Here is a 15,721-nt window from a genome sequence, read left to right on the forward strand (position 1 = left end):
CACTCTCAAATACGCGCGGCCATCATCCAGCATCTGCATCTGTCTTCTTTGGCCAGCAACAAATGACAAAACGAAAGCATGTGACGCAAAGAATTCGCTCGGTCCCTTAACTATGTTCGATCGCGACGAAGCAAGGCACACGAAACGTCCAGCGATTGCCTAGCGCCGACATCGAACGGCAACACAAACTGAGGAGTTCTGTGATGAGCATCATAGATGCAAGCGCATTGTCAGGTTTCGTTCGCGAGACGGCTGAGTCGGCATCCGACTTCACCAGGGTCGTTCACAATTTGATCATGGACGTGCGCGACAGCTACCGGCCCGAACTGCACTACATGCGCGGTCCCGGCCCAAAATGGCGGATCAAGCATCAACCCTGGCAGCGCTCCGGTTCTGAAGCGGCACCGTCGACCGGACACCATCAGCTGTCGCCAGTGTATGTACACCGTCTCGGGTCGACCAACCCCACCCGATAGGTGGTCGAGGTCATGCAATCATGTTCGTGATAGCCGTGTACCTGGTTGCGGTTTCGCTCCTCCTCAACCTGGCGAGAATTTCGAGAGCCGAATCCTCGGAGCGCACCCGCATCTCCGGTGGAGCCAATAATCGCACTCGCTGGACGGAAGTTCGGGGATGGATGCTGCTCGTTGGCGCCTTCCTTTGCATCGCATTGATGGCTGTGCTGAGCGGTTCGGTCTATGCCGGCGTCGCCCTCGAAGAACGCAAACTGCCGATGAAGTTCAGTTGGGTCGACTGCCAGCCGAATTGCCGGGGCTGGGTCAGCGCGACCGGTATCGTGACCGACGACAGTCCGGGCGATTTTGATGAATTTGCTCGTGGACGACAACTCGGCGGCGCTACCATCGTGCTGGATTCCAGCGGCGGTTCAGTCAATGCCTCGATCGCGCTTGGAAGGCGTTTCCGCGAGCTTGGGGCACTGACCACCGTCGGCGTCAGCGTTCAGACCAATACCGCCCAGAGTGCTCCTGCAGGTATGGCACCCGTAGCCTATTGCGAATCGATGTGCGTGTTCCTTCTGCTGTCGGGCAAGACGCGTTACGTGCCCGAGACGGCCCATGTTCGGGTGCATCAGATCTGGCTCGGCGACCGCGCCAATGACGCCAAGGCCGCAACCTACAGCGCGGAGGATCTGGTGATCGTAGAACGCGATATCGGGCGTCTCGCCAAGTACACCTTCGATATGGGCGGCGCGGGCGATCTGTTGTCGCTGTCGCTGAGCGTGCCACCGTGGGAAGATCTGCATGAACTGTCTCGGGATGAATTGCGACTGACCAATCTCGTCACCACCGATAAGGTAGCTCGAGCGGGCGGTCCCGATGCAGCGATGGCCGAACTGATGCCCAAACCGGCGCAGGGTCGCATCGTAAGCAGCGCGGATGCGACTTCCCCGGAGCCGGCAAAACCTGTCAAGTCGGCCGAAGCTATGAGCCGCAAGGAGATGACTCCGCGTAGGCAAGAGTAGCAGGTAGCGCCCTATCTGAGGAACTGCCAAAGGCTTCCTGTTCCGCGCCATACGCGCGTCGTTAGTCGCGTTGTTCGGGAGACCGCATAATCCCACTTGCTAGCGGTTCGACCTGCGCTGGGCGCTGAAGCGTGCTTGCCTCCGTCAGCCTCGTCATCTGGTGCAAGAGCTTCGTCACCTGACGGAGGCTTGAACACTTGCGCTCCTTGCTCTGGGCAGCACGCGCGACTTCGGCACTTGTAACCCCATACGTCAGACAGTCTTGAGTAGGGCGCGGCCATTATCCCGCATTGCATCTGCCGTCTCGCTCGCCAGCAACAAATGACAAAATGACAGCACGCGATCCAAAGCCGTCAGCCAGTTGCTTCACTATGTTCGATGCGTTGGACGAGACGCCTGCTGCAGTCGCAGGCCCCACATCGAAATGGAGATCGAAATGGCCACCGCTGCTGCACTGAAGCCTTCGGGACCGAAACAGCTTCCTCCGCCGAACGCCGACTTCTTTCAATTCGCTGACACGCTGAGCGAGGGGGAGAGGGCGATCGTCAAGAAGGTGCGCGCCTACATGGAGACGAAGGTAGCTCCAATCATCAACAAGCATTGGGTCGAGGACACGTTCCCCTTCGAGCTGCTCTCGTCTTACAAGGAACTGAACATCGCCGGCATCGGCATCAACGGCTACGGCTGCCCGGGCGGAAGCCCGCTGCTGGTTGCCCTGGTCGCCCTGGAGATCGCGCGAACCGACGTTTCGTTCTGCACCTTCCATGGTGTCCACACCGGTCTCGCCATGGAATCCATCTACCTCGCGGGCACCGAGGAGCAGAAGCAGAAGTGGTTGCCGCCGATGGCGCGCATGGAAAAGGTCGGCTGCTTCGCGCTGACCGAACCGCTGGTGGGCTCGGGGACCGGCGCAGGTCTCATGACCACGGCGAAGCGCGAGGGCGACACCTGGGTCCTCAACGGCCAGAAGCGCTGGATCGGCAACGCGCCGTGGTGCGATATATCGATCGTCTGGGCGCGCGACGTGGCCGACAACCAGGTCAAGGGGTTCATCGTCGAGAACAAGACGACGCCCGGGTTCAGCGTCGAGAAGATCGAGAACAAGATCGCGCTGAAGGTCGTGCAGAACGGCCAGATCACGATGTCCGACTGTCGCGTGCCGGATGCAAACCGCCTTCAGGGAGGCAAAGGGACGTTCCGCGATCCCGCGCTGGTGCTGCGCGGCACCCGGCATGGCGTCGGCTGGGAGATCACCGGGGCCCAGATGGGCGCCTACGAGAACGCCCTCAAATACGCCCAGGAACGCCTCCAGTTCGGCAAGCCGATCGCCTCGTTCCAGCTCATTCAGGAACTGCTGGCGAAGATGCTGGGCAACATCGTGGCCTGTCAATCCATGCTGGCCCGCGCGGTGCAGCTGGAAACCGAGGGCAAGCTTACGGACGCGCAGGCAGCGATCGTCAAGGCGTTCTGCACGAGCAAGGCGCGGGAAACCGTCGCCTGGGCCCGCGAGGTGCTGGGCGGCAACGGGATCGTGGTCGACTACAACGTCGCGCGCTTCTTCGCCGACACCGAAGCGATCTACTCCTACGAAGGCACCTACCAGATGCAGAACCTGATCGTCGGCAAGGCGATCACCGGGTTCAGTGCTTTCGTCTGATGTCACGAACGGGCCGGCACTCGGCTGCCGGCCCATCCCTCAGTCAGGATCGATCAACATGTCAACATCAGCAGTTGCCGCGCCGCCGCTCGCGAATGTCCTCTACGAGACACGAGGTGCGATCGCCTATGTAACGGTCAATCGGCCCAAGGTGCTCAACGCTCTCAACGTAGCAACCTGGCAGGACCTGTCGACCGCATTCGAGAATGCCAAAAGCGACCCGACCGTGCGCGGCGTCATCCTGACGGGAGCGGGCGACAAGGCCTTCATCGCCGGCGCTGATATCGGCGGTTTGGCGCAAGCGAGCGCGATCGAGGCCGAGCGGTCCAGCCGCTTCGGACAGCAGGTCCTCGATCTGATCGAGACTCTCGGCAAACCAGTAGTCGCGGCGATCAACGGCTTTGCACTCGGCGGCGGCTGCGAGACTGCGATGGCTTGCACCATCCGCATCGCGGTGGAGCACGCGAAGTTTGGCCAGCCGGAGGTGAAGCTCGGATTGCTTCCGGGTGGTGGCGGCACGCAACGGCTGCCGCGTCTCGTCGGCAAGGGCCGGGCTCTCCAGCTCATTCTGACAGGCGGACTGATCAGTGCGCAGGAGGCGCACCGTATCGGGCTGGTCAACGAGATCGTCCCCGCATCTGACCTGATCCCGCGCGCGGAAGCGATCCTGAGCGAGATCGCCGCCAATGCCCCGCTCGCCGTCAAGTTCGCGCTGGACGCGACCAACAAGGGAATGGAGACGAGCCAAAGCGAAGGCCTGGTCCTCGAAGCCTCCTATTTCGGGCTATGCGCGGGCACGGAAGACAAGAAGGAAGGCACGTCGGCTTTCCTCGAGAAACGCGCGCCGCAATTTCACGGCCGCTGAGATTGCAAACCAACAAACCAAATCGAATTCAGGAGCCTCCCATGGCAAACGACAACATCTTTTCCGGCTTGAAGGTCGTTGACTTCTCGAGCTTCGTCGCCGCACCGGGCGCTGCCGTAATCCTCTCCGACTTCGGCGCCGATGTCATCAAGGTCGAGCCGCCGCATGGCGATCCCTGGCGCAACGGGCATAAGGTGCCATTCCAGCCGAACGCCCACGATCCCTATCAGTGGCATCTCGCCAACCGCAACAAGCGCAGCATCGCGCTGGATCTGAAGTCAGAGAGCGCGCAGCAGATTATCTTCGAACTCGCCAACTGGGCCGACGTGTTCATCGTCAACACGCCGCATCATGCACGGAAGAAGCTGAAGCTCGAATATGATGACGTCGCGGGATGGAATCCGCGCCTGATCTATGCCGACCTCACAGGCTTCGGCGAGCAGGGGCCTGACGCCGAACTGCCGGGTTTCGACATCACCTCCTACTGGGCGCGCAGCGGTCTGTTGTCGATGACGCGCGATGCCGGCGCGCCGCCGACCTGGCCGGTGGGTGGCAGCGGAGACAATGCCACGGCCGTCGGTCTCTACGCAGCGATCGTCACCGCCCTGTACCGGCGCGAGCGTACCGGCAAAGGCTCCTATGTCACGACGTCGCTGTTGGCCCAGGGCGTGTGGTCTGCGAGCGTTTCCATTCAGGCAGCTCTCGCCGGCGCCAAGTTCCCGCCGATGCACGACCGCACGCATCCGGCCAACGCCGCGGCGAACGTCTACCGTTCCTCCGACGGCACGTGGTTCGTTCTCATCGTCACGCCGGACAAGCTCGTCCCTGTCGTGAATGCCATTGGCCGCCACGACCTGCTGACCGACTCGCGCTTTTCCGATCCTGCTCAGCTGGTCGCGAACATGCCGCAACTGACGGCAATCTTCGACGAGGTTTTCGGCGCCAAGCCGATGGCGCACTGGCATGAAGTCTTTTCCGGCGTGAACGTCACTTTTGGCGAAGTGCGCGGACCGCAGGAGGTCGTCAACGACCCGCAGCTCGCGGCCAACGATATCGTCGTGCCGCTCAACGGCGCCGGCGGCAAGCTGACCTCGACGATCTCGAGCCCGCTCACGGTGCACGGCGTCACCAAGGCTCCGGCCCAGCGCGCGCCCGACCTTGGCGAGCACACTGAGCAGATCCTCCGCGAACTCGGCTTCGACGCCAACAGTATCCTCAACCTGCGTGAAAACGGCGTCATCGCGAAGGCAGCGCCACCGCGCAAGCAGGAAAGCGCGGTCTGATAGCCAACAGACAGTTGAAAAGGAAGCACGCAATGAGCGACATCATAACCGAAAGTTCCGGCGGCATTCTTCGGCTCGAGCTCAATCGCCCGGCGCAGAAGAATGCGATGACGGCCGGGATGTATGCGAGCCTTGCCGGCATTCTCGGGGAAGCCGACAAGGATGAGCACATCCGCGTCGTGCTCTGGCACGGCGCCGGCGACGCGTTCTGCGCCGGCAACGACATCGGGGACTTCCTGAAGAATCCCCCCGGACCAGGTGAATCCCCGCAATCCGCCCTGATCAATGCGTTCGTCGCGTTCGAAAAGCCGATCGTCGCGGCCGTGCAGGGCGCCGCGGTCGGCGGCGGGACCACCATGCTGACGCACTGCGATTTCGTCTACGCAGGCGAGAGTGCGAAGTTCAAGCTGCCGTTTATTGATCTTGCGCTGGTGCCGGAGTTCGGTTCGAGCTTTTCGATACCGGCGCGTGTCGGCCATCTCCGGGCGGCGGAATTGTTCCTGCTCGGCGAACCGTTCTCGGCCGCGCGGGCGGCAGAGCTTGGGCTCGTGACCCGCGTGGTGCCTGATCGCGATCTGCTCGCGACCGCCACCGCGACGGCGCAGAAGCTTGTGGCAAAACCGGCCGGCGCGCTGCGCGCCTCCAAGCGCTTCATCAAGCAGGCCTGGATCGGGCAGCTCAGAGAGGCTGCGAAATCCGAAAGCCGGGAGTTCAGCGCGCGTATCCATTCCCCGGAAGCCACGGAAGCCTTCACGGCGTTCCGAGAAAAGCGCCCGCCCAATTTCGCCAACCTGCGGAAGCCGCACCCGGCCGAATAGTCGGCGCCAGCGAAGCGATACAGAAGGACAGACTATGACCGTACTCCATGCCACGCAGACCAAGGTCGTATCGGGCGCGACCCGGTCCGGCCGCTTGTTTCTCCTCGACCTGAGCGGCGGGCGCGTCCTGTCGATGGGTCCGGACGGCTCGCATCCTCGCGTCATCGCCGCCGACTGTTCCCATCCCGACGGCATCGTCGTTGATGCGGAAGCAGGGCACGTCTATTGGACCAATATGGGCGTTCCCAGCCGGAACGACGGCTCCATCGAACGCGCCGACCTCGATGGCGGCAATCGCAGATTCATCGTCGCCCCAGGCGGCACATTCACGCCGAAGCAGCTCCATCTCGATAAGGCGAACGGCAAACTCTACTGGTCCGATCGCGAAGGGATGCGAGTCATGCGCGCCAATCTCGACGGATCGCAGATCGAAACCCTCGTCCAGACCGGAACGGGCGAAAACGACCGCCGCGACCAGTCCAGATGGTGCGTTGGGATCGCCGTCGATTCCAAACGGCAGCAGATCTACTGGACGCAAAAAGGCGGCGATAATGCCGAAGTCGGACGCATCTTGCGCGCCGGGATCGAGATCCAAAAGGGCGAGACGGCGGCTGATCGCAGCGACATCGAAGTCTTCTTCAATGGGCTTCCCGAGCCGATCGATCTCGAAATCGATCTGGACCATCGCACCCTTTACTGGACCGACCGCGGCAATCCCCCACGCGGCAACACGGTGAACCGTGCGCCCATCGACGCGAAGCCCGCGCAGAACGTGCCGCAGATCGTGGTCTCGGACCTGATGGAAGGTATTGGCATCGCGCTGGATGTTCCGGGCAACCGGATGTTCGTGACCGATCTCGCCGGTTCGCTCTATGCGGCGAAGCTCGACGGGACCGGGAAGCGGATGCTTCTCGCCGCCCAGGGAAATCTCACCGGCGTCGCCTACGTCGAAGTTTGACAACAGATCGGAGCACCCCATGACCAATACCAAACCCATTCGTCGCGTCGCAATCATCGGCACTGGCGTGATCGGCGCCAGCTGGGCCGCGCAGTACCTCGCCAAGGGACTCGAAGTCGTCGCGACGGACATCGCACCCGACGCGGAATCCGCGCTGCGCAAGTTCGTGAAGTCGGCCTGGCCGGCGCTCGAAAGGCTGGGCCTGTCGCCTGGCGCGTCGCAGGCGAAGCTGAGGTTCACGGCCGACCTGGCCGAAGCGGTCGCCGGTGTCGACCTGGTCCAGGAGAACGGACCCGAGCGGCTAGAGTTCAAGCAGAAACTATACAAGCAGCTCGACGAGCTGCTGCCGCCGGATGTGATCATCGCGTCGAGCTCGTCCGGGATCAAGATGAGCGACATTCAGTCGGGCGCAGCTTTGCATCCCGAGCGCTGCGTCATCGGTCACCCCTTCAATCCGCCGCACCTGATTCCGCTGGTTGAGGTCGTCGGCGGGACCAGGACCTCGGAACAGACGATCCAGCGCGCGATCGCGTTCTACAAGTCGATCGGCAAGAAAGCCGTCCGGCTCAACAAGGAAATGCCGGGCCATGTCGCCAACCGCCTGCAGGGCGCACTGGCGCGAGAAGTCTACTACCTCGTTGCAGAGGACGTGCTGAGCGCTGCGGACGTCGACGATGCCTTGTCCTGGGGTCCGGGTCTGCGCTGGGGCATCATGGGCAACATGATGCTCAACCATCTCGGCGGCGGCCCGGGCGGCATCGAGCATTTCTTGCACCAGTTTGCCGGTCCGTTTACCGCAACGTGGAAGACCCTCGGTATGCCCGAGCTGACTCCAGAGGTGCAGAGGAAGCTGATCGACGGCGTTCATGCCGAGGTCGGATCGCGCAGCATCGAAGAGCTCGAAGCAGAGAGAGATGAAACTCTTCTCGGCCTGCTGGAACTGCGCGCCAGGCGTTCGGAGAAGCGTGCTCCGTAACGTCGCGACGAACAGCTGCGTCAACGAGCCGATCGCCTTTTACTGAGGAATCAACCATGATCAGCATCGCGATTTCGGTGTCGCGCCTTCGGCTGACCTCACGGTCCGGCTGGGTGGAGCGGCCACGCCAATTCATCAGTCTGGCCAAGCCGCGTGTAATGGCGCTCGCGCTGTTCACGGCGTTCGTCGGATTGATGCTCGCGCCGATACGCCTGGAGCCACTTGCCGGCTTCATCGCAATTCTGGCCATCGCGGCCGGCGCCGGCGGCGCCGGCGCATTGAACATGTGGTACGACGCCGATATCGACGCGGTTATGTTGCGCACCGCGTTGCGGCCAATTCCTCGCGGTAAGGTCTCGAAGACCGAGGCGCTCATTTTCGGAGTTGTGCTCGGCATCACCGCCGTCATGGCACTCGCCCTGGTGACGAATCTCGCGGCGGCGGCGCTATTGGCCTGCACCATTCTCTTCTACGTCGCCGTGTACACGGCGTGGCTGAAACGGACAACAAAGCAGAACATCGTCATTGGCGGTGCAGCTGGCGCGCTTCCACCGGTGATTGGGTGGGCCGCGGCGACGGGCCAAATCGGGATCGAGCCGCTGGCGCTTTTCCTCATCATCTTCCTCTGGACGCCGCCGCATTTCTGGGCGCTCGCGCTCAACCGCTCCGATGACTATGCACGTGCCGGCGTTCCCATGCTGCCGGTCGTTGCAGGACGTGAGGCAACAACGCGGCAGATCCTCATCTACAGCGCGCTTCTCGTTCTCGCGTCGGAGCTGCCCGTCGGCCTTGGCTTTGCAGGCATGTTCTACGGTGTGGTCGTCGCCTTAGGTGGTGCGCTCTTTCTCTTACTCGCATTGAACCTGAATATCAGCGCTGCAACGGATCGCCGCGCCGCTCACGGGCTGTTTGTCTTCTCCATCGCCTATCTGTTCCTGCTGTTCGCAAGCCTTCTGGCCGACCACAACAATGCACCGGCGCCGACACGTCCCGCGCTGGACGCCCGATCGAACGTATCGTCGTTGACCGCGCAACAGCCTGGCGCCATGCACAGTGTGCGCACCTTCAGCGTTCGGGAGGCGTGAGATGCGGTACGGTTCGTTCACCCTGCTCCTGCTGGCGGCCGCGATGCTCGGCGGCTGCGATGGGGGCGTGCTGGATCCCAAGGGCCCAATTGCGCTTGCCGAGCGGCAAATTCTGTTCAACGCGACCGGCGTCATGTTGGCGATCGTGATCCCGGTCGCGCTCGCGACTCTTGGCGTTGCTTTCTGGTTCCGTGCATCCAATGAGCGGGCACGCTACCGGCCGGATTTTGTCTATTCCGGCCGCATCGAGATGCTGGTCTGGTCGATCCCGCTGATGACCGTGCTCCTTGTCGGCACCGTCGCCTGGATCGGCGCCTACGACCTCGATCCGCCCAAGCCGATTGCCTCCTCCACCAGGCCCTTGAAGATCCAGGTCGTCTCGCTCGATTGGAAATGGCTGTTCATCTATCCGGAGCAGGGTGTCGCGAGCGTTAATCATCTGACCATCCCGGTCGGCACGCCGGTCAGCTTCGAGCTGACGTCCTCGGGCGTCATGAACAGCTTCTTCGTGCCGCAGCTCGCCGGCCAGATCTACACCATGGCCGGAATGGTGACGCGCCTGAATCTGCGGGCTGACGATCCCGGCACATATCGTGGGATGTCGGCGAATTATAGCGGCGCGGGCTTCTCCGACATGGTCTTCAAGGTCGACGCGGTGGCGCCCGACAGCTTTGCGCAATGGGTGGCTGCAACGCGCAACGCCGGCCCGGTCCTTGACGCACTATCCTATGCCGTGCTGGTCAGGCCGAGCAGGGCGGTTTTGCCCTTTACCTATCGGTCGGTCGTGGGCGGCCTATTCACCGATATCATGAGTGCTGCGACGCAGCCGGACGCTGGGCTCTGCGTCGCTTATCCCAAATCCAAGAGGGCAGAACGATGAACCTGTTGGGCAAACTCGACTGGACCGCCATTCCGTTTCACGAGCCGATCATCATGGGAACGGTGGCTAGCGTCGGCGCCGTCGTCCTGGCGGCTCTCGCATGGATCACCGTTATGGGATACTGGCCATATCTCTGGCGAGAGTGGATCACATCGGTCGATCACAAGCGCATCGGCGTGATGTATATCGTCCTTGCGCTGCTCATGCTCGTGCGCGGCTTCGCGGACGGAATCATGATGCGCACGCAGCAGGCGGTCGCCGCCGGCGGTGCGCAGGGGTATTTGCCGCCCGAGCATTTTGACCAGATCTTCTCGGCGCATGGCACGATCATGATCTTCTTCGTGGCCATGCCGCTCGTGATTGGGCTGATGAATTTTGCCGTGCCGCTGCAGCTCGGCGTCCGTGACGTGGCGTTCCCGACGATGAATTCCGCGAGCCTCTGGCTGACTGCGACGGGAATCTTGCTGATCAACCTCTCTCTCTTCGTCGGTGAGTTCGCAAAGACCGGCTGGGTTGCCTACCCTCCGCTCAGCGAGCTGCAATTCTCGCCAGGCGTCGGCGTCGACTATTACCTTTGGTCCCTACAGATCTCGGGCATCGGGACCCTGTTGAGCGGCGTCAATTTCGTCACCACGATCCTGAAGATGCGGGCCCCGGGCATGAGCTACATGCGCATGCCGGTGTTCTGCTGGACTGCGCTCGCCTCGAATCTCCTGATCGTGGCCGCCTTTCCGGTTCTCACCGCGCTGTTCGCAATGCTGCTACTCGACCGTTACCTCGGCTTTCACTTCTTTACGCTGGATGGCGGCGGCAACGCAATGATGTACGTGAACCTGTTCTGGGTCTGGGGTCACCCCGAAGTCTACATCCTTGTCCTTCCGGCATTCGGCATCTATTCGGAGGTGAGCGCGACTTTTTCCGAAAAGACGCTGTTCGGTTATCGCTCGATGGTCGGTGCGACCCTGGCGATCTGCGTGCTCTCCTACACCGTGTGGCTGCATCATTTCTTCACGATGGGCGCCAGCGCAGGCGTGAACGCCTTCTTCGGTATCACGAGCATGATCATCGGGGTGCCGACGGGCGTCAAAGTGTTCAACTGGTTGTTCACGATGTACGGCGGTCGCGTCCGGTTCACGGTGCCGGTGCTCTGGACGATCGGCTTCATGATGACGTTCGTGTTCGGCGGCCTGACCGGGGTCCTGCTGGCGTTGCCGGCGGTCGATTGGCAGGTGCACAACAGTGTCTTCCTGGTCGCCCATTTCCATCACGTCATCGTCCCGGGCGTCCTGTTCGGGGCCATCGCCGGCTACAATTACTGGTTTCCCAAGGCATTCGGCTTCAAGCTGGATGAGCGCTGGGGCGTTGCCGCGTTCTGGTGCTGGTTCATCGGTTTCCATCTTGCGTTCATGCCGCTCTACGTGACCGGGCTGATGGGGATGACCCGCCGGCTGCAGCACTATGATGTCCTCGCCTGGCAGCCCTGGCTGCTGGTCGCCGAGGCGGGCGCGGTCATCGTGATGGCCGGGATCGTCTGCCAAGTCGTTCAGCTCGTGGTGTCCATTCGCCGTCGTGAACAGCTGCGCGACACGACGGGCGATCCGTGGAACGGCCGCACCCTGGAATGGGGCACCGCATCGCCGCCGCCGGCCTGGAATTTCGCGGTCCTGCCGCGCGTCAATGACATCGATGCATTCTGGGCCGGGAAACAGCGCGTGCTCGCGAAACAGGGCGTGGTCGGGCGGCAGCGCAGGTACGAGCCGATCGAAATGCCCAGGAGCAGCCCGGCAGGCTTCGCGACCGCGTTCTTCTCAACGATCACCGGCTTCGCCCTGATCTGGCACATCTGGTGGCTGGCAGGCGTCGGACTTCTCGGCGCAACCGTAACGTGGCTTGCCTTCATGTTCCGCGCGGAGGACGAAGTCGAGATTCCGGCAGAACAGCTCGGCCAGTTCGATCGGGTACATCAGGTAGAGGTCTCGCTATGAACGTTCTGGTCGACGCAAATGCTGTCCGCACAACCGAACTGGTTGATGTCAGCGAGGCGGGGCCCGCGCCCAAACGAATCATCGCCGGCTTTGGGTTCTGGATCTTCCTGCTGAGCGACATCGTGATGTTCTCGGCGCTATTTGCGAGCTATGCCGTGCTCGCAAAGGCGAGTGCGGGGGGCCCGACCGGCGCCCAGTTGTTCGATCAGCGCAACGCTGCGATGGAGACTGCTCTTCTGCTGCTCTCCAGCTACAGCTGCGGACTGATGTCGCTGGCCATCATTTCGCGCCATCAGCTCGGCACCTTACTTGGTGCCGTGGTGACCATCCTCCTGGGTGCGGCATTTCTCAATCTCGAAGTCCGGGAATTTCAGGACATGATTGCGGTGGGGGCATCGCCGCAACGCAGCGCATTTCTTTCCGCCTTCTTCACGCTGGTGGGATGTCACGGGCTGCACGTCGCGATCGGACTGGTCTGGCTGGTCCTCATGATGGTTCAGCTGTCGCTGAGGGGATTTCAAGCGGTCGTGGTGCGCCGCCTGCACTGCTTCTCCCTGTTCTGGCACGCGCTCGACATCGTCTGGGTCCTGATATTCACGATTGTCTACCTGATGGGAGTCCTTCCATGACTGACACGCGTTGGGATGTTGCACCGGGAGACAGGCCGGCGATCCCGGCCGCGGAGCGAAGCGCGTCTGCCGGCGTTCTCGTGTACACGATCGGTTTGCTGCTGGCGGCGATCCTGACGGCGACGTCCTTCTGGGTAGCAAACACCTCGGCGATCTGGGCTCCCGGCGTGCCGGCCGGGCTCGCTGTCCTGGCCATCGCGCAGATGGGGGTGCACCTGGTCTTCTTTCTTCATATCACCACGGGACCGGACAGCACTCACAATGTCCTGGCGCTCGCATTTGGCGTGCTCATCGTATTTCTGGTTCTCGCGGGATCGCTCGTGATCATGGCGAACTTGAATGAGAACATGATGGCGCATGGCGAGATGATGAATTTGCAAATGCGGCACTGAACCAGATGGACGCTTCCATCATCTCTGCACTCGCGGCTCTCTCCGGCGCAACTATTGGCGGCCTGACGAGCGGGGTGGCCAATTGGCTGAACCACCGTAGCCAGGTCCGCGCGCAATGGTTGCTTCACGAGAAGAACCGGCGACAGATCCTATACAGGGATTTCATCGAGGAAGCCGCGAGATGTCACATCGATGCGCTTCAGCATCATGAGGTCAGCAACGGTGCCCCGGGACTGGTTGCGCTGTACGCAAAGCTCAACAGGATGCGAGTGCTGTCCTCCAAGCCGGTCGTGCGGAGCGCCGAGCACATCGCTAAGACGATCATGGATACCTATCTGGAACCGGACAAGAGCTTCGGCGAACTGCGTGACATGGCAAAATGCGGATCCATTGATCTGTTGCGCGAATTCAGCGAGGCCTGTCGTGAGGAATTCGACGAGATGCGTGACCGGCAGCTTTAGGTGCGGATACTAGTACAGGCCACGCGTTGAGGGACACCATCGCGTTTGCCCAGTGGAACTGACGTTCGAATGTCACGGGCGCATCAGCCGGATAGGCCGACCTTTATCGATAGCAATCCATGACAAAAACCCCGCAACCGCGGTAAAGCTGGGGTCAGGGAAATCCTCCATAACACATTGGCTCGTTCCGCCGGCGATGACCAAGCACAGTTCGAAGGAGGACAGACATGACCCAGGTATATTTCCACCGCTCCACCACGAAGAAGGTGTTTCTCGATCACCATGGCGCCGAGGTGAGCGATCTCGCCGAGGCGCGCGATCATGCGACCCGGCTCGTGCAATCGTTCATCAATGAGCGCAGCCTCGAGGATTGGCGTGACTGGGTCCTGCATGTCAGCGACGACCAGGGCGATGAGCTTTTTGTTGTTCCCTTCATGTTCGTCCTCGGCAAGCCGCATTGAAGTCAGCGTAAGTGCAATACGATCGCCGACAGCGTGGCTTCGCCGAATGGTGAGCTTTTAGTTCCCGGCACGTGTCTCCCTCCCTGTCCCGTCGGGCTCTCCGCGGCCGGTCCTTTCTCCTCCCGGGGACCGGCCGCCTCTTTCGGGGGTCGGATCGGCTCAGTGGCTCCCGATGTGGACGAAGTGCAATCGGGAGCGAAACCAGGCGGAGTTGCACGATGACCTATGATCATTTCTTTTCCGCATCGCTTGCTCGGCTGCACGCCGAACATCGCTACCGCGTGTTTGCCGATATCGAGCGCATCGCCGGACGTTTTCCGCACGCACTATGGCATTCTCCGGATGGGCCTCGGCCAATCGTGATCTGGTGCTCGAATGATTATCTCGGCATGGGCCAGGATCCGAAGGTCATTGGCGCTATGGTCGAAACCGCGACCCGCATGGGTGCTGGCGCGGGCGGCACCCGGAACATTTCCGGCACCCATCATCCAATGGTCGAATTGGAGCGCGAGATCGCAGACCTACACGGCAAGGAAGCCGCGCTGGTCTTCACTTCGGGCTACGTGTCCAACCAGGCTGGCATCGCGACGATCGCCAAGTTGATGCCGAACTGCTTGATCCTCTCCGACGCCTGGAACCACAATTCGATGATCGAGGGAGTGCGGCGCGCCGGCGTGGAAAAGAAGATCTGGCGCCATAATGACGTTGATCACCTCGAAGAATTGCTGGCGGCGGAGATACTTGACCGGCCGAAGCTGATCGTATTCGAGGCGCTTTACTCGATGGACGGCGACGTCGCGCCGGTCGAGCGCATCTGCGAGCTCGCGGAGCACTACGGTGCCATGACGTACATTGACGAGGTTCATTCGGCCGGCATGTACGGCCGGAGAGGTGCCGGCATCGCCGCACGGGAAGGTGTATTACACAAGATCGACGTCGTCGAGGGCACCCTGGCGAAGGCATTCGGCTGTCTGGGCGGCTACATCGCGGCGAATGCTGATATCATCGATGCGGTGCGCTCTTACGCACCCGGATTCATCTTCACCACCGCGCTGCCCCCTGCGGTCTGCGCCGCCGCTACCGCCGCGATCCGGCACCTAAAGTCTTCACAATGGGAGCGTGACCGTCATCAGGAACGCGCAGCACAGGTCAAGTCTGTGCTCAATGCGGCCGGCTTGCCGGTCATGCCCAGCGAGACGCACATTGTGCCGCTGCTGGTAGGCGATCCGGAGAAGTGCAAGGAAGCGAGCAATCTCCTGCTGGCCGAGCACGGCATCTATGTCCAGCCGATCAACTATCCGACTGTCCCGCGCGGCACCGAGCGGCTCCGCATCACGCCAACGCCATATCACGATGACGGGATGATTGATGCGCTAGCGCAAGCGCTGCTGGGTGTATGGGGGCGGGTCGGATTGCCGTTGCGACACCGCGCCCTTGCTGCTGAGTGATCAACCATGCGTGCTCGGCGGCATGCGCCGTATTGATATCTGCAAACCGAGGCGATTGGCCAAAACACACATGGAGCAGACAATGAAAAACCTTCTCACTCATACGATCGCCGCAAGTTGCCTGGTCGCCTCCGTATCGGTCGCACAGGCCCGCACAGTTTACGACGGCTCTTGGGACCTTCTCTTCGTGACGCAAAGGGGCGCGTGCGATCCGACCTACACGTTCTCCGTCAATATCACTGACGGGGTCGTCACACATCCCAACCTCGTGAGGTTCAGGGGCCATGTGGCGCGCTCGGGCGCCGTCCGCGCTTCGGTGACCGTTTCGGACAAATATGCG

Annotated in this window: 16 protein-coding genes; all 16 read left to right on the forward strand. The window is 61.8% G+C overall.

The window, feature by feature from the left end; genetic code table 11:
- Positions 1-203: 203 nt before the first annotated feature.
- The 16 genes from N2604_RS10375 (at position 204) to hemA (ending at position 15,381) form a co-directional block, all read left to right on the forward strand.
- A complete protein-coding gene (locus tag N2604_RS10375; RefSeq protein WP_260374619.1) occupies positions 204-476 on the forward strand; it encodes a hypothetical protein in 273 nt (90 codons plus the stop codon).
- 20 nt (positions 477-496) lie between these two features.
- Positions 497-1,483, forward strand: coding sequence for a hypothetical protein (locus N2604_RS10380; RefSeq protein WP_409241699.1), 987 nt, complete (start codon positions 497-499; stop codon positions 1,481-1,483).
- A gap of 436 nt (positions 1,484-1,919) precedes the next feature.
- Positions 1,920-3,140, forward strand: coding sequence for an acyl-CoA dehydrogenase family protein (locus N2604_RS10385; protein ID WP_260374620.1), 1,221 nt, complete (start codon positions 1,920-1,922; stop codon positions 3,138-3,140).
- 58 nt (positions 3,141-3,198) lie between these two features.
- A complete protein-coding gene (locus tag N2604_RS10390) occupies positions 3,199-4,005 on the forward strand; it encodes an enoyl-CoA hydratase-related protein (protein WP_260374621.1) in 807 nt (268 codons plus the stop codon).
- 41 nt (positions 4,006-4,046) lie between these two features.
- Positions 4,047-5,288 carry a CaiB/BaiF CoA-transferase family protein gene (locus N2604_RS10395; RefSeq protein WP_260374622.1) on the forward strand — a complete coding sequence of 414 codons (1,242 nt, stop codon included), beginning with the start codon at positions 4,047-4,049 and terminating at the stop codon, positions 5,286-5,288.
- Between the two features lie 32 nt (positions 5,289-5,320).
- Positions 5,321-6,106: an enoyl-CoA hydratase gene (locus N2604_RS10400; protein ID WP_260374623.1), complete on the forward strand. Its 786-nt coding sequence runs from the start codon at positions 5,321-5,323 to the stop codon at positions 6,104-6,106.
- Positions 6,107-6,200: 94 nt separating this feature from the next.
- Positions 6,201-7,064, forward strand: a complete 864-nt coding sequence (locus N2604_RS10405) for a 3-hydroxyacyl-CoA dehydrogenase (RefSeq protein WP_409241700.1) — start codon at positions 6,201-6,203, stop codon at positions 7,062-7,064.
- Between the two features lie 19 nt (positions 7,065-7,083).
- Positions 7,084-8,040 (forward strand): 3-hydroxyacyl-CoA dehydrogenase NAD-binding domain-containing protein, encoded by a 957-nt coding sequence (locus N2604_RS10410; protein ID WP_260374625.1) that lies wholly within the window; start codon positions 7,084-7,086, stop codon positions 8,038-8,040.
- A 56-nt stretch (positions 8,041-8,096) separates the two neighbouring features.
- Positions 8,097-9,125: a heme o synthase gene (locus tag N2604_RS10415; RefSeq protein WP_260374626.1), complete on the forward strand. Its 1,029-nt coding sequence runs from the start codon at positions 8,097-8,099 to the stop codon at positions 9,123-9,125.
- A gap of 1 nt (position 9,126) precedes the next feature.
- Positions 9,127-10,005 (forward strand): ubiquinol oxidase subunit II, encoded by an 879-nt coding sequence (gene cyoA / locus N2604_RS10420; RefSeq protein WP_260374627.1) that lies wholly within the window; start codon positions 9,127-9,129, stop codon positions 10,003-10,005.
- Between the two features lie 2 nt (positions 10,006-10,007).
- Positions 10,008-11,990, forward strand: coding sequence for a cytochrome o ubiquinol oxidase subunit I (gene cyoB, locus N2604_RS10425; RefSeq protein ID WP_260376201.1), 1,983 nt, complete (start codon positions 10,008-10,010; stop codon positions 11,988-11,990).
- On the forward strand, positions 11,987-12,619 hold the full coding sequence (locus N2604_RS10430; RefSeq protein WP_260374628.1) for a cytochrome (ubi)quinol oxidase subunit III: 633 nt from the start codon (positions 11,987-11,989) through the stop codon (positions 12,617-12,619). The genes cyoB and N2604_RS10430 overlap by 4 nt, the downstream gene beginning before the upstream one ends.
- A complete protein-coding gene (gene cyoD / locus N2604_RS10435; protein WP_260374629.1) occupies positions 12,616-13,011 on the forward strand; it encodes a cytochrome o ubiquinol oxidase subunit IV in 396 nt (131 codons plus the stop codon). The genes N2604_RS10430 and cyoD overlap by 4 nt, the downstream gene beginning before the upstream one ends.
- Before the next feature lie 5 nt (positions 13,012-13,016).
- Positions 13,017-13,472, forward strand: a complete 456-nt coding sequence (locus N2604_RS10440) for a hypothetical protein (protein ID WP_260374630.1) — start codon at positions 13,017-13,019, stop codon at positions 13,470-13,472.
- 227 nt (positions 13,473-13,699) lie between these two features.
- Positions 13,700-13,933 carry a DUF6894 family protein gene (locus N2604_RS10445; protein WP_260374631.1) on the forward strand — a complete coding sequence of 78 codons (234 nt, stop codon included), beginning with the start codon at positions 13,700-13,702 and terminating at the stop codon, positions 13,931-13,933.
- Positions 13,934-14,151: 218 nt separating this feature from the next.
- Complete coding sequence (gene hemA, locus N2604_RS10450) at positions 14,152-15,381, forward strand: 5-aminolevulinate synthase (RefSeq protein ID WP_260374632.1); 1,230 nt, start codon at positions 14,152-14,154, stop codon at positions 15,379-15,381.
- Positions 15,382-15,721: the final 340 nt, after the last annotated feature.

This window comes from Bradyrhizobium sp. CB1015 (assembly GCF_025200925.1).
Lineage (GTDB): Bacteria > Pseudomonadota > Alphaproteobacteria > Rhizobiales > Xanthobacteraceae > Bradyrhizobium.